Annotated in this window: 24 protein-coding genes; all 24 read left to right on the top strand. The window is 56.3% G+C overall.

The annotated features are described in order from the left end of the window. The first annotated feature begins 169 nt into the window (after positions 1–169). The 24 genes from ACFPQ4_RS11310 to lysS all read left to right on the top strand — a co-directional run bounded on the left by ACFPQ4_RS11310 (position 170) and on the right by lysS (position 24,249). Positions 170–727: a GNAT family N-acetyltransferase gene (locus ACFPQ4_RS11310; protein WP_378111963.1), complete on the top strand. Its 558-nt coding sequence runs from the start codon at positions 170–172 to the stop codon at positions 725–727. A 101-nt stretch (positions 728–828) separates the two neighbouring features. After that, positions 829–1,584, top strand: coding sequence for a vWA domain-containing protein (locus tag ACFPQ4_RS11315; protein ID WP_378111988.1), 756 nt, complete (start codon positions 829–831; stop codon positions 1,582–1,584). Further along, the gene (locus ACFPQ4_RS11320; protein ID WP_378111964.1) at positions 1,568–2,497 is read left to right on the top strand and encodes a serine/threonine protein kinase; all 930 of its coding nucleotides are present in this window, start codon (positions 1,568–1,570) and stop codon (positions 2,495–2,497) included. The genes ACFPQ4_RS11315 and ACFPQ4_RS11320 overlap by 17 nt, the downstream gene beginning before the upstream one ends. Before the next feature lie 46 nt (positions 2,498–2,543). Next, positions 2,544–3,962 carry a tRNA lysidine(34) synthetase TilS gene (gene tilS, locus ACFPQ4_RS11325; protein ID WP_378111965.1) on the top strand — a complete coding sequence of 473 codons (1,419 nt, stop codon included), beginning with the start codon at positions 2,544–2,546 and terminating at the stop codon, positions 3,960–3,962. A 58-nt stretch (positions 3,963–4,020) separates the two neighbouring features. Then, positions 4,021–4,560, top strand: coding sequence for a hypoxanthine phosphoribosyltransferase (hpt, locus tag ACFPQ4_RS11330; protein ID WP_378111966.1), 540 nt, complete (start codon positions 4,021–4,023; stop codon positions 4,558–4,560). A 132-nt stretch (positions 4,561–4,692) separates the two neighbouring features. Continuing rightward, on the top strand, positions 4,693–6,693 hold the full coding sequence (gene ftsH, locus ACFPQ4_RS11335) for an ATP-dependent zinc metalloprotease FtsH (RefSeq protein WP_378111967.1): 2,001 nt from the start codon (positions 4,693–4,695) through the stop codon (positions 6,691–6,693). A gap of 247 nt (positions 6,694–6,940) precedes the next feature. Beyond that, positions 6,941–7,879: a quinolinate synthase NadA gene (gene nadA, locus ACFPQ4_RS11340; protein ID WP_378111968.1), complete on the top strand. Its 939-nt coding sequence runs from the start codon at positions 6,941–6,943 to the stop codon at positions 7,877–7,879. Positions 7,880–7,967: 88 nt separating this feature from the next. Beyond that, positions 7,968–9,596, top strand: coding sequence for an L-aspartate oxidase (gene nadB, locus ACFPQ4_RS11345; protein ID WP_378111969.1), 1,629 nt, complete (start codon positions 7,968–7,970; stop codon positions 9,594–9,596). Then, positions 9,589–10,488, top strand: coding sequence for a carboxylating nicotinate-nucleotide diphosphorylase (nadC, locus tag ACFPQ4_RS11350; protein ID WP_378111970.1), 900 nt, complete (start codon positions 9,589–9,591; stop codon positions 10,486–10,488). Before nadB ends, nadC begins: the two co-directional genes overlap by 8 nt. Further along, the gene (locus ACFPQ4_RS11355; RefSeq protein WP_378111971.1) at positions 10,485–11,249 is read left to right on the top strand and encodes a type III pantothenate kinase; all 765 of its coding nucleotides are present in this window, start codon (positions 10,485–10,487) and stop codon (positions 11,247–11,249) included. The genes nadC and ACFPQ4_RS11355 overlap by 4 nt, the downstream gene beginning before the upstream one ends. Positions 11,250–11,287: 38 nt before the next feature. Continuing rightward, positions 11,288–12,169: an Hsp33 family molecular chaperone HslO gene (hslO, locus tag ACFPQ4_RS11360; protein WP_378111972.1), complete on the top strand. Its 882-nt coding sequence runs from the start codon at positions 11,288–11,290 to the stop codon at positions 12,167–12,169. A gap of 16 nt (positions 12,170–12,185) precedes the next feature. Further along, positions 12,186–13,157 carry a peptidyl-prolyl cis-trans isomerase gene (locus tag ACFPQ4_RS11365; protein ID WP_378111973.1) on the top strand — a complete coding sequence of 324 codons (972 nt, stop codon included), beginning with the start codon at positions 12,186–12,188 and terminating at the stop codon, positions 13,155–13,157. Between the two features lie 159 nt (positions 13,158–13,316). After that, the gene (gene cysK / locus ACFPQ4_RS11370) at positions 13,317–14,258 is read left to right on the top strand and encodes a cysteine synthase A (RefSeq protein ID WP_378111974.1); all 942 of its coding nucleotides are present in this window, start codon (positions 13,317–13,319) and stop codon (positions 14,256–14,258) included. Positions 14,259–14,382: 124 nt separating this feature from the next. Further along, on the top strand, positions 14,383–14,934 hold the full coding sequence (locus tag ACFPQ4_RS11375) for an RNA polymerase sigma factor (RefSeq protein WP_378111975.1): 552 nt from the start codon (positions 14,383–14,385) through the stop codon (positions 14,932–14,934). Continuing rightward, complete coding sequence (locus ACFPQ4_RS11380; RefSeq protein WP_378111976.1) at positions 14,921–15,967, top strand: hypothetical protein; 1,047 nt, start codon at positions 14,921–14,923, stop codon at positions 15,965–15,967. Before ACFPQ4_RS11375 ends, ACFPQ4_RS11380 begins: the two co-directional genes overlap by 14 nt. Positions 15,968–16,094: 127 nt before the next feature. After that, complete coding sequence (locus tag ACFPQ4_RS11385) at positions 16,095–17,681, top strand: anthranilate synthase component I family protein (protein ID WP_378111989.1); 1,587 nt, start codon at positions 16,095–16,097, stop codon at positions 17,679–17,681. After that, positions 17,678–18,259 (top strand): aminodeoxychorismate/anthranilate synthase component II, encoded by a 582-nt coding sequence (gene pabA, locus ACFPQ4_RS11390; RefSeq protein WP_378111977.1) that lies wholly within the window; start codon positions 17,678–17,680, stop codon positions 18,257–18,259. The genes ACFPQ4_RS11385 and pabA overlap by 4 nt, the downstream gene beginning before the upstream one ends. After that, on the top strand, positions 18,256–19,143 hold the full coding sequence (locus ACFPQ4_RS11395) for an aminotransferase class IV (protein WP_378111978.1): 888 nt from the start codon (positions 18,256–18,258) through the stop codon (positions 19,141–19,143). The genes pabA and ACFPQ4_RS11395 overlap by 4 nt, the downstream gene beginning before the upstream one ends. After that, positions 19,140–19,991, top strand: coding sequence for a dihydropteroate synthase (gene folP / locus ACFPQ4_RS11400; RefSeq protein WP_378111979.1), 852 nt, complete (start codon positions 19,140–19,142; stop codon positions 19,989–19,991). The genes ACFPQ4_RS11395 and folP overlap by 4 nt, the downstream gene beginning before the upstream one ends. A gap of 1 nt (position 19,992) precedes the next feature. Next, positions 19,993–20,385 carry a dihydroneopterin aldolase gene (gene folB / locus ACFPQ4_RS11405; RefSeq protein WP_378111980.1) on the top strand — a complete coding sequence of 131 codons (393 nt, stop codon included), beginning with the start codon at positions 19,993–19,995 and terminating at the stop codon, positions 20,383–20,385. A gap of 6 nt (positions 20,386–20,391) precedes the next feature. Beyond that, positions 20,392–20,898, top strand: coding sequence for a 2-amino-4-hydroxy-6-hydroxymethyldihydropteridine diphosphokinase (folK, locus tag ACFPQ4_RS11410; protein ID WP_378111981.1), 507 nt, complete (start codon positions 20,392–20,394; stop codon positions 20,896–20,898). A gap of 16 nt (positions 20,899–20,914) precedes the next feature. Next, positions 20,915–21,931: a tRNA dihydrouridine synthase DusB gene (dusB, locus tag ACFPQ4_RS11415; RefSeq protein ID WP_378111982.1), complete on the top strand. Its 1,017-nt coding sequence runs from the start codon at positions 20,915–20,917 to the stop codon at positions 21,929–21,931. 191 nt (positions 21,932–22,122) lie between these two features. Next, positions 22,123–22,599, top strand: coding sequence for a transcription elongation factor GreA (gene greA / locus ACFPQ4_RS11420; protein WP_378111984.1), 477 nt, complete (start codon positions 22,123–22,125; stop codon positions 22,597–22,599). A 138-nt stretch (positions 22,600–22,737) separates the two neighbouring features. Further along, on the top strand, positions 22,738–24,249 hold the full coding sequence (lysS, locus tag ACFPQ4_RS11425; protein ID WP_378111985.1) for a lysine--tRNA ligase: 1,512 nt from the start codon (positions 22,738–22,740) through the stop codon (positions 24,247–24,249). Positions 24,250–24,500 lie beyond the last annotated feature (251 nt).

A 24,500-nucleotide genomic window follows, 5' to 3' on the forward strand; every position in this document is an offset into this window, starting at 1 on the left:
GATGCGAAGGGATCTTAATAGCGGATAGGAAAATTCATATAGATGAAGCCCCCATTCGGCGACGCGCGGCCAGCGCGGGACGAAGAGGGGGCTTGTTGTTGCGCCGAGTTAGGAAATGCTATGCTGATGGCAGAGTTTTGTTCCCAACGTTAACGATGGAGGCACGCTAATGAATTCATTCACCTTGACCAACCCGATCGTCAACTCGCAAATCCGGGCTCACCTTGCCCAACCGGAGGACGCCTCGCGCATTATGGAGCTATTCAGAATTACCGCCGAATGGCTCAAGTCCAAAGGCTCCACGCAATGGGCGGACCTGCTCGTCGGCATAGACAGGCATAATACCGCTGCTGCCATAACGCGGGGAGAAGTTATACTCTTCAAGCAGGAAGACCGTCCGGCGGCTGTCGTTATATTCATGCCGCGGCCGAGCGAGTGGGATCTGAACCTGTGGGGCGACCGCGCGTTCGACGAACGGGCCGTATATTTGCACCGCCTATCCGTTCATCGCGACTTCGCCGGAATAGGGCTAGGACAGCAGATCATGAAGTGGATCGATACGGGCATTGCTTTCCCGCCGGACAAAACATGCATCAGGCTCGATTGTATCGCTAACAATCCGACTTTGAACGCCTTCTATCGCAAGGCTGAGTATGCCTATATCGGCGATAAAGACGGATTCAACCTTTACGAAAAAACCATAAGCGGCGAAGCGGCGGCAGACTGATCAGCCTGCTGTTGTTACGAACTCTTTTACTTTACGGATAAACCTCTCATTCATTGGCGACAATGCTAATAGAACCGATAGAATGGGAGGATTAGGCGATGATGAAACAAATTTTGTTGATTACGGACGGCGGTTCCAACGTCGGGGATAGTCCGGTCGTTGCCGCCGCGCAAGCTTACGCGGAAGGCATTACGGTTAACGTGGCGGGTATCGTGGACGAAGGCGCGATCGGCGAATACGGGGCGACGGAGATTGCGGAGATTGCTAAGGCAGGCGGCGGCATTAGCCGGATCGTAACGAGCGTGCAGCTGTCCCGCACCGTCCAGATGATGACGCGGCAGACGATTGCGGGCAGCATCCGGCAAGCGGTGAATCAAGAGCTGAAGCAGCTGTTCGGCGTGGACAACGTAGGCGCCCTGCCGCCGACCAAGCGTTCCGAAGTCGTGAAGGTCATGGAAGAGATGGAGGAGACGATGTCGCTGTCCGTCGCTTTGCTGATCGATGCGAGCGCCAGCATGAAGCCGAAGCTGCACGCGGTAGAGGAAGCGATACGGGATCTTACGCTTAGCCTGCAGGCTAGAGAAGGCAAGAGCCAAGTGGCGGTCTTTCATTTTCCGGGCAACTCGCAAGACGAACTGTGCATGCTCGATGCGGAATGGACGTCCAACGCGTCGAAGATCGGCTCGTTGTTCGGCAAAATCCGGATGAAAGGGACGACCCCGACGGGACCTGCGTTAATGCAGGTGGTGGAGTATATCCGCGAAACATGTGGTAATATCAGATCAGAGAAATTGGACGCCCAGCAAGCTCCAACAAGAAGCGTTACGAACGGGGTGCGGAGTGACTACGTCGTCTGAAGCAGAAGTAGTGCCATTGCCGCCGGGCACGATACTTCGCGGCAAATGGAACGGAAACAACTATCGCTTGGAGAAGCTAGTAGGGCTTGGCGCGAACGGCCAAGTGTATTTGGCGACGTCGAACGGTTACTATAAGTGCGCTCTGAAGCTTGGGCTCGAAGCTGCCGAGCTTCAGGGCGAGGCGAACATCTTGGCCGCCCTCGACAGCTCGGAGAAAAAGCGAAGACCTTTCCTGCTCGACGTCGACGATGCGTTGTTTAACGGCCGCGAAGTTCCCTTCTATTGCATGAGATATATTTCGGGTGTCCCGGTTAATGCGTACGTGCAAGAGCACGGCTCACAGTGGATCGGCGTCATCGGCTATCGTCTGCTCGAAAGGCTCTCGCAATTGCACGAGGCGGGCTGGGTGTTCGGCGATATTAAGAGCGACAACGTACTCGTAGGCGACTACGGGAAAGTAGAGTTGGTAGACTACGGCGGTATGTCGGCTATCGGTCGCAGCGTTCGTCAGTTCACCGAAATCTACGATCGCGGGTATTGGTCGGCAGGCAGCCGCGCGGCCGATTCGGCGTACGATTGGTTCTCGGTCGGCATGCTCTGGATCCATGCGGTCGATAGCAAGCGGTTGATGCATCTGACGAAGACGCTGCTTCCGCAAAATCGCCATCCGAGCGAGCTTATGAAGCTCGTTCGGAGCCATCCCCGTCTGAAGCCGCTCGAGCGCTGGATGGAGAAGGCGTTCTCGGGACAGTTCGCGGACACGAAGGACGCGGCGAGGCAGTGGCGGGAGACGTTTCAGCAATCGCCCGCGAACAAGCCTGCCGCCGGACAAGTACCGATGTGGATGGCGAGTCTGTTCGCCGCAACCGTCGTGCTAAGCCTCACCGTTGCCGCGGTGTGGATATTCCAATAACAAAGCATAAGCGGCATATTATGAATCGAGACAAGGGGTAATGAAGGTGCGGCAGCAGGACGAATTGGCCGTTCGCGTTAGGGAAGAAGCGAGGACGGAAGGCTGGTGGAAGCAGGGAATCGCCGTTGTAGCCGCGGTATCCGGCGGCCCCGACTCCATGGCGCTTCTGCATTTGCTCCGGACGATGGCGGAGGAAAAGCCGTTCCGAATCGTTGTCGCTCACGCGAACCATCAGTTCCGCGGCGCAGAATCGGATGCGGAGGAAGAGCTGGTCAGAAGCGTTGCGAGGGATTGGGGGCTGCCGTTCGAGACGGCGGCTTTAAATGTTCCGGCTTTTATTGAAGAGACCGGAATGAACGCTCAAGCGGCCGCGCGAGAACGCAGGTATGATTTTCTAAGGGAAGTCGCCCGCGTCCACCATTGCTCTCACCTCATTCTAGGCCACCACGCGGACGATCAAGCGGAAACCGTGCTCATGAGGGTGATCCGCGGAACGGGACCCGGAGGGTTATCCGGCATTCCCTATCGGCGTCAAGAAGAAGAAATGGAACTCATTCGTCCGTTGCTGCGTATAACCAAAGGTGAGCTTCTCGCCTATTGTAAGCGAAACGGGGTGCCCTACGCGGTTGACAGCAGCAATGCAGACCGTCATTATTTCCGCAACGCCATTCGGCTCGACGTCATGCCGATGCTGGAGACGTACAATCCTCAGCTGAAGGCATCGCTCGCGCGACTAGCCGAGTTGGCGACGGCTGACGACGCGTATTTGGAAACCCGGACGCTTGAAGCTTTTCGGCTTGGCGTAACCCCTGACGGAGAGGGATATCGGATAGAGCGGCGCCGGTTCCGCGGCCTGCACGTCGCTTTACAACGCAGATTAGTTAAACTAATATTAAGTTGTTCTTCGGACCTCAGGCAGCAGATGGAATATCGGCTTGTGGAAGACATCGTATCGGCACTGGCGCCGGCGCATCCCGCGGTTGCCCGCATGGAGCTGGGGAGCGGTTGGGAGCTCGCCGCGGAATACGATGAAGCATATATGGGTCCGACAAGACCGAGCACCGCACCGTACTGCTATCTGGTCGAAGCTGAGACGGAACGAGTCCTTATCGAAGAGACCGGCGCGCGATTCGAGATCGCAAGAACGCAAGGCGCTCTCGCCGCCGCATCGGATCGTTCGAGGGAAGCGTGCTTCGACGAGGATGAGCTGCATTATCCGATTTTCATCCGAAGCCGTACGCCCGGGGACGTTATTGAGCCCCATGGATTAAACGGCTCCAAAAAAGTGCAAGATATGTTCGTCGATGCCAAAGTACCGCGTTACCGCAGGGATCGGGTGCCCCTCCTCGTCGACGGCGAAGGGCGCGTGTTATGGATTCCCGGCATGCGGCGCTCGCGGCACGCCCTAATCACGGCGAACACGAAGTCGACGTTGCGGATCGCGCAGCTGGAACCGGAAAACTAGGGCATGATCAGAGGTACACCGTCATACCGTGTAATAATCTCGCTAGGAGGCACCTTCTTTGCACAACGACATTCAAGAAGTTCTTTACTCAGAGGAAGTAATCCAGAAGAAGGTTCAGGAACTGGGGGCGGCTGTCAGCCGCGAGTACGCTGGCCGCAACCCGCTCGTTATTTGCGTTCTTAAAGGCGCTTTTATTTTTATGGCGGACTTGTCCAAAAATATCACGATCCCGATCGAGTTAGACTTCATGGCGGTGAGCAGCTACGGAAATTCGACGCGCTCTTCCGGCGAAGTCAAGATCATCAAGGATTTGGATGCTTCGGTCGAAGGCCGCGACGTACTCATCGTCGAGGATATTATCGACAGCGGACTTACGCTTAGCTATTTGATCGACGTGCTGGAGCGCCGCAACGCGCTATCCGTCAACGTGGTCGCGCTCTTCGACAAGCCGGGTCGCCGTACGGTCGACTTGAACGCGGACTATACGGGCTTCACGATTCCCGATGCGTTCGTCGTCGGTTACGGACTCGATTACGCGGAGAGATACCGCAATCTGCCGTACGTCGGCGTGCTTAAACCCGAGATTTACTCCAGCTAAGCATAGACGGGCAGCCGTTTATTTTTAGCATAAAACGAGCGAATTAACGCCGTTTCGGCGGCGGTGCGTTCTATTGAGATGCCAAGACAGGCTATGGTAAAATGATGTAAGCGTGTCGAGAGGAGGTCAGGGATGAATCGGTTCATCCGCAATACAGGCTTTTACCTACTTATTTTTTTGGTGACCGTCGGCATCGTTCAGTTCTTCATCGGTAAGAACGAGACGACCAAGGAATTGAGCTACAATGAACTCGTACAGACGGTGCAGACAGGCAACGTCAGCAAGCTGACCCTGCAAATTCAAAGCGGCACTTATCTCGTAACCGGAGAAATGAAGCCGAAGGATGGTAGCGAGAAGGGCGAAACGTTCACCGGACGCGCTCCTCTAGCGGACTACTCCATGCAGCAGTTCACCGATCTCGGTATCGAGAAGAAATTCGAAGTCGAAATTAAAAAAATGCCGGGGCAAAGCTTCTGGCTGACTTTCTTGACTTCCATTATTCCATTCATTATTATGTTCGTTCTGTTCTTCTTCCTGATCAATCAGGCGCAAGGCGGCGGCGGCAAAGTGATGAACTTCGGCAAGAGCCGCGCGCGTCTCTATAATGAAGAGAAAAAACGCGTAACGTTCGAAGATGTCGCCGGAGCGGACGAAGAGAAGCAAGAGCTTGTCGAAGTCGTCGAGTTCTTGAAAGATCCGCGCAAGTTCGCGGCACTCGGCGCGCGCATTCCGAAGGGCGTATTGCTCGTAGGCCCTCCGGGTACCGGTAAAACATTGCTCGCCCGCGCGGTTGCAGGCGAAGCAGGCGTGCCGTTCTTCACGATCTCCGGTTCGGACTTCGTAGAGATGTTCGTCGGCGTCGGCGCTTCCCGCGTACGCGACTTGTTCGAGAACGCGAAGAAGAACTCGCCGTGTATTATCTTTATCGATGAAATCGACGCCGTCGGTCGTCAACGGGGCGCAGGCCTCGGCGGCGGTCACGACGAGCGCGAACAGACGTTGAACCAATTGCTCGTAGAGATGGACGGCTTCGGCGCGAACGAAGGCATTATCATCGTCGCCGCTACGAACCGCCCGGACATTCTAGACCCTGCGCTTCTGCGCCCAGGCCGTTTCGACCGTCAGATTACGGTAGACCGTCCGGACGTGAAAGGCCGCGAAGCGGTACTGAAAGTCCATGCGCGGAACAAGCCGCTTAACAAAGACGTACGCCTCGGCACGATCGCGAAGCGGACGACGGGCTTCACCGGCGCCGATCTGGAGAACTTGCTGAACGAAGCGGCGCTCCTCGCGGCACGGAAGAACAAGAAAGATATCGCGATGCAAGAAGTCGACGACGCGATCGACCGCGTCATCGTCGGTACCGAGAAGAAGAGCCGCGTGATCAGCGACCGGGAGAAACGCATCGTCGCTTATCACGAAGCTGGACATACGATCGCAGGCTTCTTCTTGGAGCATGCGGACACGGTTCACAAAGTAACGATCATCCCGCGCGGACGCGCCGGCGGCTACGTCATCATGTTGCCGAAGGAAGATCGCATGCTCGTAACGAAGCAAGAGCTGCTGGATAAAGTGACGGGGCTCCTCGCGGGACGCGCCGCCGAGGAAATTTTCATCGGCGAGATCGGCACCGGCGCTTACAGCGACTTCAAGCAAGCGACGAGCATCGTACGCGCGATGATCATGGAATACGGGATGAGCGAGAAGCTCGGAACGATGCAATTCGGCGCGACGCAAGGCCAAGTGTTCCTCGGCCGAGATATCGGACACGAGCAGAACTACTCCGACGCGATCGCTTACGAGATCGATCAAGAGATGCAGAGCATTACACGCGATTGCTACGATCGCGCGAAGAAGCTGCTGACCGAGAAGAGCGCGGAGATGCACCTCCTCGCTAAGACGTTACTTGATGTCGAGACCCTGGATCTGGATCAAATCAAGCAGTTGATCGAGAAGGGCGAGATCGTCGAGGAAGAAGGCGACACTTCGACAATCGAGGAAACGAAAGTCGAGCCGATCGTCGATGTGTTAGGAAGCGGCGTGAAGGTGCGGATTCAAACCCGCGACGACGAGCCGGTTCCGCCGACGCCTGATACGCGTCCTCCGGAAGGCGATCCCGAAGATCCGAAATAACATTAGGTACAGAGTGCCCCGTTCGCCGTCAGGCGGGCGGGTTTTTTTTGTTTTTTGCTTGCAATCCCGCATTTTGATCAATTGACAGTCCACCCCCGCACGTGTAAATTGGTGTTAAAGAGAGAAGTCGTATTCGTTCGCTCGAATAAGAGGATTCTCGCCCCTATTTGTAATTTTATTCACATAGTATGCATCGAACCTATCGCATCAGGGCCACGGCCGAAGAGACCGCAAGGAGGAGATTGACATGGAAGCTTTAGCCTTGGAACGCAAAGCGGAGCAAAATCGCGAGCTACGCGAGCGGCTTCTGCAGCTGAAGAAGGAACGTAACGCTATTATTCTCGCTCACTATTATCAGCGGGATGAAATACAAGAGGTTGCGGATTTCCGCGGGGATTCGTTCTTGCTCGCTCAAAAAGCAGCCGAGACGGACGCGGACGTTATCGTATTCTGCGGCGTTCACTTCATGGGAGAGAGCGCGAAGATTTTGGCTCCGAACAAGATCGTGCTCGTGCCCGACGAACGCGCCGGCTGTCCGATGGCGGACATGGTTAACCCGATCGGGCTGCGCGAACTGAAGGCGAAGCATCCGAACGCGAAGGTCGTAACGTACATTAACTCCTCCGCCGACGTGAAGGCCGAGACCGATATTTGCTGTACGTCGGCGAACGCGGTGAAAGTCGTCAACTCCGTCGATGCGGACGAAATCATCTGGTGCCCGGACAAGAACCTTGGCCACTACGTGCAGCAGCACACGGACAAGAAGATGATTCTCTGGGAAGGCTACTGCAACACGCACGATATGCTGACGATCAAGGACGTCGAAGAGATGCGCGCGAAGCATCCGAACGCGCAATTCGTCGTTCACCCGGAATGCCGTCCGGAAGTCGTCGAGATGGCTGATTTCGTAGGCAGCACGACGGGCATTCTGAAATATTGCCGCGAGTCTTCGCACCAAGAGTTCATCGTAGGCACGGAAGACGGAACCGGTTATCAGCTTCGCTTGGACAGTCCGAACAAGACGTTCCACTTCGCTTCGAAGTTCCTCGTCTGCCCGAACATGAAAGTGAACAACCTGAAAAAGGTCGTTAAATGCTTGGAGACGATGCAACCGCAAATTTACGTGCCGCAGGACGTAGCGGACAAAGCTAAATTATCGCTGGAGCGCATGCTGCTCGTTAAATAAGCGCGAAGAAGCCGACCACTCCTGGTCGGCTGTATTCGTAAATGGGCGGTTCGAAATTAACTCTGGTGCTGGGGTGAGAAGAACAACTATGATTCCACGTTACGTTGTAGATTTCGATCTGGACAAGCTTCCGCGCGTCGAGACGGATGTCATAATCATCGGTGCCGGAATTGCCGGCTTATATACAGCGCTCAAGGCGAGCGATTCGAAGCGCGTGCTCATGATCACGAAGAAGTCGCTATTCGATAGCAATACGCGCTATGCGCAAGGCGGTATCGCCGCCGTCTTCTCCGACGACGACTCCCCGGAATTCCACATGCAGGATACGCTTGTCGCCGGCGCGGGCCTATGCGACGCCACGGCCGTGGACGTACTCGTGCACGAAGGTCCGCAAGGCGTTCAAGAATTGATTCGCTTTGGCACGAACTTCGACGAGGAAGACGGCCAATTCGCGCTTACGAAGGAAGGCGCGCATAGCCAGCGCCGTATCCTTCACGCGAATGGCGACGCGACGGGCTACGAGATCGTCCGTGCGTTGGCGGATAAAGTAAAGTCAGATCCGGGCATCGAGCTATGGGACGATCATCTCGTGCTCGATCTGTTGACGAGCGACGGAGAGTGCATCGGCGCGATCGTACAGCGGCCGAATGGCGCTCGCGTAGCGGTATACGGCAGCGCAACGGTGCTTTGCACCGGCGGTACGGGCCAACTTTATCGGTATACGACGAACCCTGAAGTCGCTACAGGAGACGGCGTCGCGATGGCCTACCGCGCCGGAGCGGTCATTCGCGACATGGAATTCATTCAATTTCATCCGACATCGCTTTGTTATCCGGGCGCTCCTCGCTTCCTCATCTCCGAGGCGGTTCGCGGGGAAGGCGCGTACTTGCGGAACATTCGGGGCGAGCGCTTCATGGAGAAGTACCATCCGCAGCTGGAGCTGGCGCCGCGAGACATCGTTGCGCGCGCGATCGTGGCAGAGATGGAATTGACGAAGTCGACGTACGTGTACATCGATATCACGCATGAATCGCCCGAGCTAATCCGGCATCGTTTTCCGACGATCCACGAGTATTGCTTGAACTACGGACTCGATATGACGACGGATTGGATTCCGGTCGCGCCGGCTGCCCATTATATGATGGGCGGGGTGAAGACAGATTTGCGAGGCGAGACGAACATCGGCCGCCTGTTCGCATGCGGGGAAGCATCATCGACCGGCGTGCATGGGGCGAATCGTCTGGCGAGCAACTCGCTTTCCGAAGCGATCGTGTTCGGCCAGCGTATCGTTGATCGTATTCGCGAGCTTGCGCCGCTTCGCGTCCCCGAGCTTAAGATCAGCAACCATCCGTACATGCTCGACGATAAAATCGTGTCCTTGATGGGAACCCTTGTAGAGCGCAGGCTGAAGCTGCAAAAGGTAATGGTTCGTTACGTCGGCTTGCACCGGGATCGCGAGGGATTGCTGAAAGGACTGGAAGAGCTGAAGCGGCTACTGCCGATTTTCGAGACGCGCCTCATGAAGCGAGAGGAGCTGGAGTTCGCGAATTTGCTCACTTGCGCCATTCTCGTCACCGAAGCGGCGCTTAGCCGCGAGGAAAGCCGAGGCGGTCATTATCGCGAGGATTATCCGGAGCGGGACGATAATCACTGGCACAAGCATACGATACTGCAACGGGAAATAGGGATAGGAGAAGAGAGGATCGACGATGTTTGAGAAGATGAGCGATTGGGCGATTGCAGGCCCTGCGTTAGATATGGTGAAGCAGCAGCTTCGCGAATGGCTTTCCGAGGATATCGGCTCGGGCGATGCGACGACGATGGCGACGGTACCGGCGGGACACGTCTCGCGCGGCATTATACATGCGAAGCAATCGGGCATACTGGCGGGCATTCCTCTCGCGCGGCTCGTGTTCGAAGTCGTCGACCCGAGCTTGCGCTATGAGGCGCAAGCGGCGGACGGCGATCGGGTCGAGCGCGGAACGGTGCTTGCGATCGTGGAAGGCGCGACGCATAGCATCTTGAACGGCGAGCGTCTGGCGCTGAATTTGCTGCAGCGATTGTCCGGCATCGCGACGAAGACGAATGAATACGTCTCGGCCGCGGGGAGCCATCCGGTTCGTATCGCGGATACGCGGAAGACGACGCCCGGTCATCGGACGTTGGAGAAGTATGCCGTTCGGATCGGCGGCGGTTATAATCATCGCTTCGGGCTGTACGATGCGGTGATGATCAAGGATAACCACATTAAAGCGGCGGGCGGCATAACGGCTGCGGTATCGGCAGCGAAAGCCCGGATTCCGCACACGATGAAGATCGAAGTGGAAGCCGAATCGCTCGCGCAGGCGCAAGAGGCCGTGCAAGCAGGCGCTCATATCGTCATGTTCGACAATATGAGTAACGAAGCGATGACCGAAGCGGCGCGCGTATTGCGCGCAATGGCTCCGCATGTCGTACTTGAAGCGTCCGGCGGAATCGTCCCGGAGCGCGTAGCGGCGATCGCGACTTGCGGCGTCGACGTTATCTCCGTCGGCGGACTGACCCATTCGTTCAGCGCACTTGATATCAGCCTGGACTTGAACGCCATCAAGAAGGGGGAGTCCGCATGATTCTCGTAGTGGATGTCGGCAACACGAATATCGTGCTCGGCCTCTATCAAGGGAAGTCGCTGACGCATCATTGGCGTCTAAGCACGAATCGGTCTTCTACGGTCGACGAATACGGTATACTGATTACAAGTCTGCTGCAATTGGCCGGCGTTCGGGCGGACCAGATCGACGGCGTCATTCTGTCCTGCGTCGTTCCGCCGATTATGAACACGCTAGAGCAGTTGTTCGTCAAATACGTAGGCAAAGCTCCGCTGATCGTCGGTCCTGGCATTAAAACGGGACTGAACATCCGTTACGAAAATCCGCGCGAGGTAGGCGCGGACCGTATCGTCAACGCGGTCGCGGGCATCGAGCAGTACGGCACGCCGCTAGTCGTCGTCGACTTCGGCACCGCGACGACGTTCGATTATATCGACGCTTCCGGCGCTTATCTGGGCGGAGCGATCGTGCCGGGCATCGGCATTTCGGCGGAGGCACTATATCAACGGGCGGCTAAGCTGCCGCGGATCGAGCTGTCGAAGCCAAAGACGGTTATCGGGCGGAATACGGTGACGGCTATGCAGGCGGGCATTATTTTCGGCTATGCCGGCCAGGTGGACGGAATCGTTCGGCGTATTTGCAAGGAGTTCAATGTACAACCTAAGGTGATCGCGACTGGCGGACTGGCGGAGCTGATCTCGGAAGAAACCGAGACGATCGAGCATGTCGACCCGCTGCTTACGCTCGAAGGCTTGCGTATCATCTACGAACGGAACGGTTAACGCGACAGGCGACCGGAAGATAAAGGAGCAACAGACAGATGAAAGACGAAATAGTACGCGGCACGGCTTGGAACGGCGGCATACGGGTATTCGCTGCTCGGACGACGAAGCTCGTAAGCGAGCTGCAAAGACGACACGATACGATGCCGACGGCAACGGCCGCATTAGGCAGAACCGCGACCGTGGGCGCGATGATGGGTTACATGCTGAAAGGCAACGAGAGATTGACCGTTCAAGTCAAAGGCGACGGACCGATCGGTCAGATCGTCGTCGACGCGAACGGTACCGGCGAAGTTAGAGGATACGTAGATCATCCGCACGCGCACGTTCCGAGCAATAGCGAAGGAAAGCTGGACGTCGCGGGCGTAGTCGGTACGAGTGGCCATATTTACGTAACGAAAGATTTGGGGCTTCGCGAGCCTTACCGCGGCAGCGTGCCGATCATTTCAGGCGAGCTTGCGGAAGATTTCACGCTGTATTTCGCGGACTCCGAGCAGACGCCTTCCGCCGTAGGATTAGGCGTACTCGTCGACACGGACGGATCGGTCATCCATGCCGGGGGTTTCATCGTGCAAATTATGCCGGGCTTGTCGGAGGAGCGACTCATACAGCTTGAGCGCGCCATCGGGTCTATACCTCACGTGACGGCTTTGCTCGATCAAGGGGAAACGCCGGAGACGCTGCTGCAATTTCTCGTAGGAGACGATCTTACGATTCATGACCAAATCGAGCCTGTATTCCGTTGCAAATGCTCGCGCGAACGCGTCGAAGGGACGCTCGTCAGCTTGGGAACGGATGAATTGCGCAACTTGATCGACGAGGACGGGCATGCGGAAGTCCATTGCCATTTCTGCAACGAGAAATATCAATTCTCGAAAGACGAATTGGAACAAATACATAACCGGACGCTGGGTCAGTAAGAGGGGGACGGTACCTATGAGGGAGACGATACGGCATTGGCCGCTCGTACTGCTTGCCCTCTTCACTTGGGTCATGTCGGGTTGCGACTCGGAGTCGCGCAAAGCATTACCCGTCCCCTCTCCAAGCTCGGCCGTGCCGATCACCACGCACTTGCCTTCTTCGCAGCCTTCGGATCTTACGCAAGGAGAGATCGTTGCCAAGGTGGGAACCGCGTCCATTACGCGCGAGCAGCTCACCGATCGTTTGCTCGCTCAGAACGGCAAGCAGACGCTAAGGGAGTTAATGCTGGCGGAGGCCGTAGCCCAGGAGGCGAACGAGCTTGGCTTGCAAGTCACCCCTGAAGAGCTCGATCAAGAGCTGCTTGTCATGAGGCAAGGCTACGACAGCGAAGAGCAATTTTACGAGGCGATGCATGACCAGTTGGGCATGAGCAGAGACGATGTGCAAGCAGAAGCTCGTTATCGCCTGCTGACGGAGAAGCTTTCCATTCGCGACATCATCGTAACCGATGCGGAGCTCGATCAATATATTGCAGATCACAAGGAGCTGACGACGATCCGTTATTACTACGACTTGGCGCAGATCGTCGTAGAGGACGAAGCGACGGCAAGGGAGCTGCTGACCCAATTGGAGGGCGGCGCAGCGTTCGGAGCGCTGGCGGAGCGATATTCGTTGGACGAATTTACGGCGGATACGGGCGGCGAGCTCGGTTGGGTCGAGGATCGCGATCCGTTCACGGATCCGGAAGTGCTCAAAAATGCGTCCGAGATGGAAGTCGGAGACATTACCGGTCCGATCGAAACGGGGAACGGCTACGTCATCGTGGCGCTCAACGGTCGCAGGCAAGAGCAACCGCGCGGTATGGAGGAGATCCGGACGTCGGCGCGTCGCGAGATTGCGCTGGGCAAAGCTAAGCCGATGCGGGAGCTGGAGCAGTCGCTGCTCGAGAAGTACGGCGCCGAGGTACTGGATGCCAGCTTAAGGTAGCTGTACGCCTCCGGATCACGATGGATAGACGAAGCCGGCAGTATTGACAATCTACACCACGATTGTTAAGATAAAATCAAACTCAAAAGCCGACTGGTTTAGTCGGATTAACGCATCGAGGCGGCGGATGCCGCATCTATAACGGGAGGGAATCATCCAATGGCTAAGATTGTCCAGAACGTTACGCAATTAATCGGCGATACGCCGCTCGTACGACTCAACCGTGTCGTGCCGCAAGGCTACGCAGAAATCTACGTGAAGCTGGAATACCAGAATCCAGGCTCCAGCGTTAAAGACCGTATTGCTATCAGCATGATCGAAGTAGCCGAGCAACAAGGCATCATCAAGCCGGGCGAGAGCACGATCGTTGAACCGACAAGCGGCAACACGGGTATCGGTCTCGCTATGGTTGCAGCCGCGAAAGGCTACCGCGCGATTCTCGTTATGCCTGAGACGATGAGCTTGGAGCGTCGCAACCTGCTTCGCGCATATGGCGCTGAGCTCGTATTGACGCCGGGTTCCGAGGGCATGAACGGCGCGGTTAAGAAAGCGGAAGAAATCGTGAAAGAAAACCCGAGCTACTTCCTGCCGCAACAGTTCAAAAACCAAGCGAACGTTAAAGTTCACCGCGAGACGACCGGTCCTGAGATCGTCGAAGCGATCAATTCTTATGACGGCAAGATCGACGCTTTCGTAGCGGGCATCGGTACGGGCGGAACGATTTCCGGCGCCGGCGAAGTGCTTAAGCAGAACTTCCCGAACATCAGAGTCGTAGCGGTCGAACCGGCTGCTTCCCCGTTGCTGTCCGGCGGCGGCCCTGGTCCTCATAAAATCCAAGGCATCGGCGCGAACTTCATTCCGGACATTTTGAACCGCGAAATCTACGACCAAGTCATTACGGTCGAGAACGACGAAGCGTTCGAAACGGCGCGTACGGTAGCTAAACAAGAAGGCTTGCTCGTCGGTATTTCTTCCGGCGCAGCGATCTTCGCGGCTCTTAAAGTGGCGAAAGAACTGGGCGAAGGCAAACGCGTCGTAGCGGTCGTTCCTTCCAACGGCGAACGTTACCTGAGCACGCCTCTGTTCAACTTCGACAACTAATCTTGCGTTTTTCTTCGGACAGCCGAGCGGGTGCAAACCTGTTTCGGCTGTTTTTTGCATGCGCGAAAGCGGCTCGGGAACTTTTTTCCAAGGTGCGGTGTCTAATTAAACAAGAGGTGAGCAGATGGAGCCGGATTATTGGAAAAATATCGAGTCGTTCGGAGCGGAGAGCTTCCGCGAGCTGATGGAGACTTACGGTCAAGGGGTGTGGGACTATGCGTTCTATATTACCGGTCGTTTCGATCTCGCGGACGACGTAGCGCAGGACGTATTTTTAGCGGCTTACCGCCGGATCGCTACGTTCAGGGGCCAGTCGTCCATGCGCACATGGCTACTCGCAATTACGCGCAATATCGCGCTCAACAATCGGCGTACGGCTTTCTTACGCCGCGTGATTCTAGTAGACCGGCCGGGGGAGCACGGCAAGGAGGCGCATCCATCCGCTGAGCAGGAGGCGCTAAGCCGCAGCCACTCGGAGGATTTATGGCGAGTTGTACTTGCGCTGCCCGTGAAATTCCGCGAAGTGCTGCTCTTGGACGCGAAGTACGGCATGAGCTTGGCCGAGATCGCGGGCGTGTTGGACGTGCCGCTAGGTACGGTGAAGTCGCGGCTTGCCCGGGCGAGACAGAAAGTGTCCGAGGCGTGGAAGGAGGAGGTGGCGTATGAACAAGCATAAGGAGGGCCGACCGGAATGGTTTGAACGGTTAGAGCAAGAGGATGCTTTTCCCGGGCGCACGTTCACGGCGGATACCATGGATCGTATCGAGCGGCGCGCGTTGTCTGGCCAAGCGATCAGGCGGAGTTGGCGATTAAGGTTCGGAGCTTTAGGCGCTGTTGCGTGCGTGGTCGGTTTGGCGATCTGGCTTGTGGCCGCTGGACCGCTCGCGGGCGGAGGCGGTTCCGATAAGACCCCGCTTGGAGTGACGGATGTGCCCTTCCCGAGCGGGTTGCCTACGCCGCCCACCTCAACCGAGCCGTTGCCTACACCCGCGCCGAGTCCATCTCCGGAGGTGAAGACGGTCTACTTCCTGAAGGGACCGGTGCAGGCTTTGCCGGAGTCGCAGCCGTATGCTTCCCGATCGATATTCGAAGGAAATACGACGAATACGTATGGGGTAGCCGAAATCGCGGGTGAGTATGTCAAAATCGTTAACGATGCCGGCGAGGCAGGTTGGATTCCGTCTTGGTACCTCGTCGGTGAAGGAGATACGGGAGAGCGGGTTCAACCAGTGGACGAAACTTATGACATGATCGTCGACAAGCCGGTCACATACCGTCTGTATCCAGGAGAACCCGAACCATCCGGATTCGAGTTATGGTCAGGCAAAGTCGTGCATGTCGTGAGAGAGTACGAGGGGTGGGTCGAGATCATTGTCGTTACCTACGACTCTCCATATGTCGAAAACAAGTGGGTTCGCAAAGACGAGTTGATCCCTTACGATGAGACCAAGGCGAAGGAAGGCTTGGTGTTTCGGAAAGAGATGAAAGGGAACATCGTACCGAAATTCATACTGTATGACGAGACGGGCAAAGAAACGCAAGAACTCCCGGCGCTTACCCGGGTTTATATTCAAGGCGAGAAAAACGGTCGTTACTGGATCACGGCAGGCGGAGGGTTGAGCGGATATTTAGACAAGAAGGATTTCATCCCGAATCCGTTCATCTTCAAGGTCATCGACCAATCCGGCGAGGCGGAAGCGACTCAATAGAGCATGCCATAGGACGGCATCGTATGCGCGAGAAGTACGCCAGCAATGCCGTTTCGCGCATGGATGCCGTCTTTTGTGGTATTCTGCTTACATAGAGAATGGACAAGGGGTACCGCGAGTGGTGGAAATGATCGCATTTGAACAATGGAAAACGTGGGCGGCCGAAAGTCGCGACAACGACGGACGCGCCCGATATAATAGGTTGCCTTATGTGACGAAGCTGACTTTGGATAAGCAGTCGGCGGCAGCGCCGTTATTCTGGGATCGGTTTTGGCAAGAGGCTTCTCCTTATGCTTGCCTACTGGAGAGCGGCAAAGGCGGACGCTATACGTTTGCCGGACTTTCGCCGGTGTCGGTGATCGAAGGGAAAGGCAGCAAGGCGAAGGTCTTTGAGCCTCGCGATAATGGTTGGCAGGAAGCCGCCGAGCGCGTGGGCGCGCCGATCGCTCAAGTACGGCGCATGATGCAGGGGCTCAATGGCCCGAGGTCGTCTAGCGTACCAGATTGCATCGGCGGCGTCATCGGGCTTTGGAGCTACGATGTCGTGCGCAGCTTGGAGAGGCTGCCTGCTTTAGCGGCGGACGACTCGGGTATACCCGACTATGTCTTCATGCGATTCGAGGAGCTATGGATCGTTGATCACCAAGAGCATGCTGTCTATTTCGCGGTACATATGCCGATAGGGGCAGACGCGACCGAAGCCTATTTAGTCGACCGCTACGAAGCCGCTAAGCGGCGCGCATTGGCCATGGAGCGCCAATGGCAAAACTGGACGGCGGTCAATGAGGATCCGATCGCGCAGCAGATGCATCGGGAGATGCTAGCCATGATGGCGGCGGATCAACTGCAGATCGACGTGGAGAGCTTGCCCAGCCTTGCTACTTCCATGAGCAAAGGCGAATTCGAGCAGGCGGTTCGCCGGATACAAGCGTATATCGCGCAGGGCGACGTGTTTCAAGTCAACTTGTCGCTGCGTCAGAGCTTACCCGTGAACTCGACGCCGGAGATGCTGTACGAATGGTTGCGTCTCGTGAATCCATCGCCGTACATGGGCATGCTTCGCACCCCGTCGTTCGCGCTCGTCAGCGCGTCGCCCGAGCTACTCGTTAAGCTGGACGGCGGCAAGCTGTCCACGCGGCCGATCGCGGGAACGCGCAGGCGCGGGCGCACGCCGGAGGAAGACCACGCGCTCGAGGACGAATTGCTGAGCAGCGAGAAGGAACGCGCCGAACACGTCATGCTCGTCGACTTGGAGCGCAACGACCTAGGGCGCGTTGCCGAATACGGCTCGGTTCGCGTTCCCGAGCTGATGACGGTAGAACGGTATTCCCATGTCATGCATCTCGTCTCGCAGGTGGAAGGGAAGCTCGCGCGCGGGAAAGACGCCCTCGACGTGCTAGCCGCGGTATTCCCGGGCGGCACGATAACCGGAGCGCCCAAAATCCGCACGATGGAAATCATCGAAGAGCTGGAGCCGACCCGCAGAGGTCCTTACACGGGATCGCTTGGATGGATTGACTATAATGGAAATATGGAATTTAATATAATTATTCGCACGATCGCGATGCGCGAGGGGATTTGCCACATTCAGGCCGGCGCGGGCATCGTGATTGACTCTGTTCCGGAACGGGAATTCTATGAATGCCTGAACAAAGCGAAGGCGCTCTGGAAAGCGGTGCAGTACGGGGAGAGACGGGGGGGAAGATCGGTATGATATTGGTTATCGACAATTACGATTCGTTTACGTACAACTTGGTGCAATATTTGGGAGAGCTCGGCGAAGAGATCGTCGTTCATCGGAACGACGAGATCGATCTGGAAGGCATCGCGCAGCTGGCGCCGGATCATATTCTGATCTCGCCGGGACCGTGCACGCCGAACGAAGCCGGCGTAAGCTTGGCGCTGCTGGAGCGGTTCAAGGGAGAAATCCCGATTTTCGGCGTATGCCTAGGCCATCAGGCGATCGGACAAGCGTTCGGCGGCGACGTCATTCGCGCAGACCAGCTGATGCACGGCAAGACATCCGAAATTACGCATGACGGCAAGACGATTTTCGAAGGGATGGAGTCTCCTTTTACGGCGACCCGTTATCACTCCCTGATCGTTAAGCGCGACACGCTGCCGGATTGCCTGGAAATAAGCGCGGAGACGAGCGACGGGCTCATCATGGGCTTGCGCCATAAAGAATACGTCGTCGAAGGCGTGCAGTTCCATCCGGAGTCGATCATGACGAACAACGGGCTTACGATTCTTCGCAACTTTTTGAAGCATAAATCAGGCATCAGACAATGAAGCTGCTTTGGAACGGACAATTAACGGATAGCAAGACGACCGTGATCTCGGCATTCGATCACGGTTTTTTGTACGGAATGGGTTTATTCGAGACGTTCCGCACCTACAGCGGAAAACCATGGCTGCTAGAGCGTCATGCCGCTCGGCTTCGCCACGGGTGCGAGCTGCTCGGAATTGCGTACGAACCGCGGATAAGCGATTTGCAAGAGAGGATCGCGCATCTTCTTGAGGCGAATAGCCTTAGCGATGGATATATCCGTTGGTCGGTGTCAGCCGGCGAAGGCGCGATCGGACTGCCGTCGGATACGTACGAACAACCTAATGAAATCATTTACGCGAAGGCGCTGGCTCCCGACCATCCGGATACGCGGGGAGGCAAGGCGCTGCGCAGGTTACAGGTGCCGCGTAGCACGCCCGAGAGCGCCGTTCGGTTAAAATCGTTCCATTATATGAACAATATAGTGGCGAAGCGGGAGCTTGTAGTCGCGGGAGCGGGTACGGGGACGGAAGGGTTGTTCTTGGATGGTGGCGGCCACGTCGTGGAGGGCATGGTCAGCAACGTGTTCTGGATAGCGAATGGCGTATTGCATACGCCTTCCGAAGAGACGGGGCTGCTGCCGGGCGTCACTCGGGGGTACGTGCTCGAGCTGGCGGAAGAGATAGGATTACGCGCCGAGCAAAGCGCGTCGTATCGGTGGGACGATCTAACGGCAGCCGAAGAAGTGTTCCTGACGAGCTCGATTCAAGAGATCGTTCCGGTAACGCGGCTAGAGGATGGATACGGGGATTACGTCTCTCCTGGCGGGTCGCCGACCGTCGGACCGGTGACTTCTCGGATGATGCAGCTGTACCGGTTACGCGCGGAAGGAGCGAGCACGCAATGAAGCCGACATTTTACACGCGCTCGTATACGTTTCGGGACGGCCTGACTTTGGAGCTAGGCAATCGCACGCTTATCATGGGCATTCTGAACGCGACGCCGGATTCGTTCTCGGACGGAGGGCGGTTCGATCAGGTGGATGCGGCGGTGGAACGGGCGAAGCAGATGGCCGCGGAAGGCGCGGACATTATCGATATCGGCGGAGAATCGACGCGTCCGGGGCATGACGCGGTACCGCTCGAAGAAGAGCTTCAGCGGATTATTCCGGTCATACGGGCAGTGCGCGAAGCGGTGAAGCTTCCGATCAGCGTCGATACGTACAAGGCGGAGGCCGCGCGGCAGGCGCTGGCGGCGGGGGCTCATATTATCAACGACGTATGGGGATTCCGCAGAGAACCTGACATCGCGGCAGTGGCGGCCGAATATGGCTGTCCGGTCATTCTCATGCATAATCGCATGGCGAGGGATTACTCGGACTTCATTTCCGACGTGCTCGAAGACTTGAAGGACTGTGCGCGAATAGCTCGGGAAGCGGGCGTAACCGGCGACAACATCTGGCTCGATCCGGGCATCGGCTTCGCGAAGGACTACGCGGATAACGTCGAATTAATGGGTCGATTGGACGAGATCGTCCAGCTCGGATATCCGGTACTGCTCGGCACGTCCCGCAAAACGTTCATTCGCAAGACGCTCGACGTGACGCCGGACGATGCGGTCGAAGGAACGGGCGCTACGACCACGCTCGGTATCGCCCAAGGCTGCCAAGTGGTGCGGGTGCACGATGTTAAACAAATGAAGCGGGTGGCGACGATGACGGACGCCATCGTGTATCGTCAAGCGGGGAGAGAGTAACATGGATCGCATGCTGCTGAAACGGATGGTTTTCTACGGCTATCACGGCGTTATACCAGAGGAGAATCGGCTAGGACAGAAGTATTACGTCGATCTCGACATGCGTTTAGACCTTAACCGGGCGGCGCAATCCGACGACGTTCGCGACACGGTGAATTATGCCGAAGTTCACGCCCTCGTCAAAGAGATTGTCGAAGGCCCCTACGTGAAGCTGATCGAGACGCTAGCGCAAAACATTGCGTCGGCGCTACTCGGTACGTATACTAGTATCATCGAAACGACGGTATCCGTCACGAAGCCGAATCCGCCGTTCGATATTACGTTCGATGGCGTAACCGTTGAGCTTCGGAGACGACGAGGCACAGGCGGGGTCATCGAATCCGCAGAGGATTGAAGCAACTTGCAGGAAGCATATGTGGCGCTTGGCGCCAATCTAGGCGATCGCGAGGCGTCGCTGCGCAATGCGCTCGGCAGGCTGGCCGCCGAACCGGACATTGAGATGCTGGGCATCTCGCCGGCATACGAGACGGCGCCGATCGGCTATACGGACCAGCCTTCTTTTCTGAATATGGTCGTTAGGGTCGGAACTGGATTGCAACCGATCGAACTGCTTCGCCGGTTGCTCGCGATCGAGCGGGAAATGGGCCGAGTGCGCGATATCCGGTGGGGGCCGCGCAATATAGATTTGGATTTGCTGCTCGTCGGCGATACGCGATTGGATACGCCGGAATTAACGCTCCCGCATCCCCGTATGGGAGAGCGGGCGTTCGTGTTGGTGCCGCTTAGGGACGTGTGGCCGGAGAACGTTGATTTCCCTTGGGCGCGCGAGCTGGCAGAGATGTCCTTAGAGCAGGAAGGCATTTCGCAATGGGCGGACTGGGCGAGCGAGTTAGAGCTTGGACAATGAAAGGAGTGAAATCATAATGCTTAAGATAGGCAATGTAGAAATGAACAATAACGTCGTGCTGGCTCCGATGGCAGGCGTCTGCAACCCGGCTTTCCGGCTGATCGCCAAGGAATTCGGCTGCGGGCTTGTCTGCGCGGAGATGGTGAGCGACAAGGCGATACTTCACGGCAATCAGCGGACGCTAGAGATGCTGTTCGTCGACGAGCGGGAGAAGCCGCTTAGCTTGCAGATTTTCGGAGGGGACAAGGAGTCGCTCGTTGAGGCGGTCAAGTTCGTCGATCAGAATACGAACGCGGATATTATCGACATTAACATGGGCTGTCCCGTGCCGAAAGTCACGAAGTGCGACGCGGGGGCTAGATGGCTGCTCGATCCTAAGAAAATTTACGAGATGGTATCTTATGCGGCGGATGCGGCGAAGAAGCCGGTAACCGTTAAGATGCGCATCGGTTGGGACGACGAGCATATCTTCGCGGTCGAGAACGCGCAAGCGGTCGAACGCGCGGGCGGCGCTGCCGTCAGCATACACGGACGTACGCGTGAGCAGCTTTATACGGGCGTGGCGAACTGGGATATCATAAGGGATGTTAAGCAGGCGGTATCCATTCCGGTTATCGGCAACGGCGACGTGTTCACGCCGGAGGACGCGCAACGTATGCTCAACCACACCGGCGTCGATGGGGTCATGATCGGTCGCGGAGCGCTTGGCAACCCTTGGATGCTGTACCGTACGGTACATTTTCTCACGCGCGGGGAACTGCTTCCCGATCCTACGCCCGGGGAGAAGATCCGCATCGCGATGCTGCACCTCGACCGGCTGTCCGATCTGAAGGGCGAGAGCGTAGCCGTCCGGGAAATGCGCAAGCATCTGGCTTGGTATCTGAAAGGGCTGCCGGATTCGGCGAGAGTGAAGGACTCGATCATGGATCTGACCACTCGCACCGGCGTTAAGACGATACTCGAGGAATACGTAAGAAGCGTCGAGCAGCAGCTGGCGGACGAAGCAGGGGCGGCTCAGGCGGCCGTTCACTAAAATGAAGCGTTTACAAATCAATCGTTTCCGCGAATTGACATTTTTCAGGGGTTGAAATATAATCAGAACCAATATTCGCGAGACATATAGAAAATGGCTTGCTGACGCCGACTTGGGAGTCATGTAAGCGGTGGCCCGCCATATATTTGAGTAGCACCCCTGAAAACCTTTCCAGACAGGAGATCGGTGAGATGAGCGATAAGGAAGTCCTTCTAACCCCCGACGGGCTCAAGAAGCTAGAAGATGAACTCGAGGGTCTTAAATCGGTCAAGCGCCGCGAAGTTGCAGAGCGGATCAAGATCGCCATCGGTTATGGCGATATCAGCGAGAACTCGGAGTACGAGGATGCGAAAAACGAACAAGCTTTCATCGAAGGCCGCATCATAACGCTGGAGAAGATGCTGCGCAACGCACGGATTATCAATAACGACGAGATCGATCTGGAGACGGTTAACATCGGTTCTACGGTCATCGTCGAAGATATGGAATTCGGCGACACGATGGAATACACGATCGTCGGCACCGCGGAGTCCAATCCGTTGCAGAACAAGATCTCCAACGAAAGCCCGGTGGGCAGAGCGATTATCGGGAAGAAAAAAGGCACGACGGTAGAAGTTAGCGTTCCTGCGGGCATCATTCAATACAAAATTGTCGATATCAAGAAATAATACCGGCGGTTATCCGCAAGATCGCAACACATAAGCACAACACAATGCTCCACAGCGGCATGGAAAGCTTCCTCGGGAAGCTTTTTTGCCTGTTAATCGCATGATGCGGGATAGTGGAACGAAGGAGAACGAGAGAAGATGGACCATGTGGAAAATACGGAAACAGCCGAATTAAGCGAATTGCTGCAAATTAGACGGGACAAGCTCGATACGTTGCGCGGCCTCGGTATCGATCCGTTCGGCACGAAGTTTAACCGGACGCACGAAGCGGGGAAGATCGTCGCGGCTTATGCGGACTTGACCAAGGAAGATCTGGACGAGCAAGCGGTCGAGGTCAGCCTGGCGGGACGCATCATGACGAAGCGCGCGATGGGCAAAGCATCTTTCGCCCACGTCCAAGACTTAAGCGGCAAAATTCAAATTTACGTGCGCGCGGATTCCATTCCCGAGCATAAGTACCAAGCGTTCGACTTGCTCGACATCGGCGATATGATCGGCGTCAAAGGCGTCGTGTTCAAGACGAAGACGGGCGAGCTGTCGGTTAAGGCGAGCGATATCGAAGTATTGACGAAGTCGCTTCTTCCGTTACCGGACAAGTTCCACGGCTTGAAAGACGTCGAGACCCGTTACCGCCAGCGCTACGTCGACCTGATCGTCAATCCGGACGTGCAAAAGACGTTCATTACCCGTTCGCGTATCATCCAATCGATGCGTCGTTATTTGGACGATCGCGGATACTTGGAAGTCGAGACGCCAACGTTGCACGCGATTGCCGGCGGCGCCTCCGCGCGTCCGTTCATTACGCATCATAACGCGCTCGACATGCAGCTGTTCATGCGGATCGCCATCGAGTTGCATCTCAAACGTCTGATCGTCGGCGGTTTGGAAAAGGTGTACGAGATCGGCCGGGTATACCGGAACGAAGGTATCTCGACGCGCCACAATCCGGAGTTTACGATGATCGAATTGTATGAGGCGTATGCCGATTACGAAGATATTATGAATCTGACCGAGTCTTTGATCGCGCATATTGCGCGCGAAGTGCTTGGAACGACTGTTATTACGTATCAAGGACAGGAAGTGGATTTGACGCCGGCTTGGCGCCGCGTGTCGATGACCGACCTGATCAAAGAAGTCGTAGGCGTCGACTTCTCCGTGCAGATGACGGACGAAGAAGCGCATCGTTTGGCTACTGAACATAAGGTGCCAGTCGAGAAGCATATGTCGTTCGGGCATATCGTGAACGCATTCTTCGAAACGTTCTGCGAGCATACGCTCATTCAGCCTACGTTCGTTACCGGCCATCCGGTTGCGATCTCGCCGCTTGCTAAGAAGAAGGAATCCGATCCGCGCTTTACGGACCGGTTCGAGCTGTTCATCGTGGCGCGCGAACACGCGAACGCGTTCACTGAGCTTAACGATCCGATCGACCAACGCCAGCGGTTCGAAGCGCAGTTGCTCGAGAAGGAAGCGGGCAACGACGAGGCGCACGAGATGGACGACGACTTCATCCGCGCGCTCGAGTACGGTTTGCCGCCGACGGGCGGGCTTGGTATCGGCGTAGACCGTCTCGTCATGCTGCTTACCGACGCGCCATCGATTCGCGACGTGCTGCTGTTCCCTCATATGAGAGACCGCGCCGACGGATAGTGGATTAAGGAACTTGGACCGGCTAGTCGCCTTCGGGTGGATAGCCGGTTTTTTGCTTTCTTTGAGGGTTTCCGAAAAATGTTTTAAATTTCTTTTGCCTAGGGGGTTGCAATCAGGTTTTGATTCGTGATATATTACTTAAGCCGCTTCACGAGGTGGCGAAATAAACGAAACAAAACAGCAACAAACTTGCACTTTGAAAACTGAACATCGAGCGTAATTTACGGTAATAAATCGTCTGAGACGAACTT

It is taken from the genome of Cohnella yongneupensis (assembly GCF_042655785.1).
GTDB lineage: Bacteria > Bacillota > Bacilli > Paenibacillales > Paenibacillaceae > Cohnella > Cohnella yongneupensis.

What these genes read in the sequence shown, in the direction of transcription:
- ACFPQ4_RS11310 (WP_378111963.1), top strand. Translation starts at nt 170, where the DNA reads ATGAATTCATTCACCTTGACCAACCCGATCGTCAACTCGCAAATCCGG.
- ACFPQ4_RS11315 (WP_378111988.1), top strand. Translation starts at nt 829, where the DNA reads ATGAAACAAATTTTGTTGATTACGGACGGCGGTTCCAACGTCGGGGAT.
- ftsH (WP_378111967.1), top strand. Translation starts at nt 4,693, where the DNA reads ATGAATCGGTTCATCCGCAATACAGGCTTTTACCTACTTATTTTTTTG.
- nadA (WP_378111968.1), top strand. Translation starts at nt 6,941, where the DNA reads ATGGAAGCTTTAGCCTTGGAACGCAAAGCGGAGCAAAATCGCGAGCTA.
- nadB (WP_378111969.1), top strand. Translation starts at nt 7,968, where the DNA reads ATGATTCCACGTTACGTTGTAGATTTCGATCTGGACAAGCTTCCGCGC.
- nadC (WP_378111970.1), top strand. Translation starts at nt 9,589, where the DNA reads ATGTTTGAGAAGATGAGCGATTGGGCGATTGCAGGCCCTGCGTTAGAT.
- ACFPQ4_RS11355 (WP_378111971.1), top strand. Translation starts at nt 10,485, where the DNA reads ATGATTCTCGTAGTGGATGTCGGCAACACGAATATCGTGCTCGGCCTC.
- hslO (WP_378111972.1), top strand. Translation starts at nt 11,288, where the DNA reads ATGAAAGACGAAATAGTACGCGGCACGGCTTGGAACGGCGGCATACGG.
- ACFPQ4_RS11365 (WP_378111973.1), top strand. Translation starts at nt 12,186, where the DNA reads ATGAGGGAGACGATACGGCATTGGCCGCTCGTACTGCTTGCCCTCTTC.
- cysK (WP_378111974.1), top strand. Translation starts at nt 13,317, where the DNA reads ATGGCTAAGATTGTCCAGAACGTTACGCAATTAATCGGCGATACGCCG.
- ACFPQ4_RS11375 (WP_378111975.1), top strand. Translation starts at nt 14,383, where the DNA reads ATGGAGCCGGATTATTGGAAAAATATCGAGTCGTTCGGAGCGGAGAGC.
- ACFPQ4_RS11380 (WP_378111976.1), top strand. Translation starts at nt 14,921, where the DNA reads ATGAACAAGCATAAGGAGGGCCGACCGGAATGGTTTGAACGGTTAGAG.
- ACFPQ4_RS11385 (WP_378111989.1), top strand. Translation starts at nt 16,095, where the DNA reads ATGATCGCATTTGAACAATGGAAAACGTGGGCGGCCGAAAGTCGCGAC.
- pabA (WP_378111977.1), top strand. Translation starts at nt 17,678, where the DNA reads ATGATATTGGTTATCGACAATTACGATTCGTTTACGTACAACTTGGTG.
- ACFPQ4_RS11395 (WP_378111978.1), top strand. Translation starts at nt 18,256, where the DNA reads ATGAAGCTGCTTTGGAACGGACAATTAACGGATAGCAAGACGACCGTG.
- folP (WP_378111979.1), top strand. Translation starts at nt 19,140, where the DNA reads ATGAAGCCGACATTTTACACGCGCTCGTATACGTTTCGGGACGGCCTG.
- folB (WP_378111980.1), top strand. Translation starts at nt 19,993, where the DNA reads ATGGATCGCATGCTGCTGAAACGGATGGTTTTCTACGGCTATCACGGC.
- dusB (WP_378111982.1), top strand. Translation starts at nt 20,915, where the DNA reads ATGCTTAAGATAGGCAATGTAGAAATGAACAATAACGTCGTGCTGGCT.
- greA (WP_378111984.1), top strand. Translation starts at nt 22,123, where the DNA reads ATGAGCGATAAGGAAGTCCTTCTAACCCCCGACGGGCTCAAGAAGCTA.
- lysS (WP_378111985.1), top strand. Translation starts at nt 22,738, where the DNA reads ATGGACCATGTGGAAAATACGGAAACAGCCGAATTAAGCGAATTGCTG.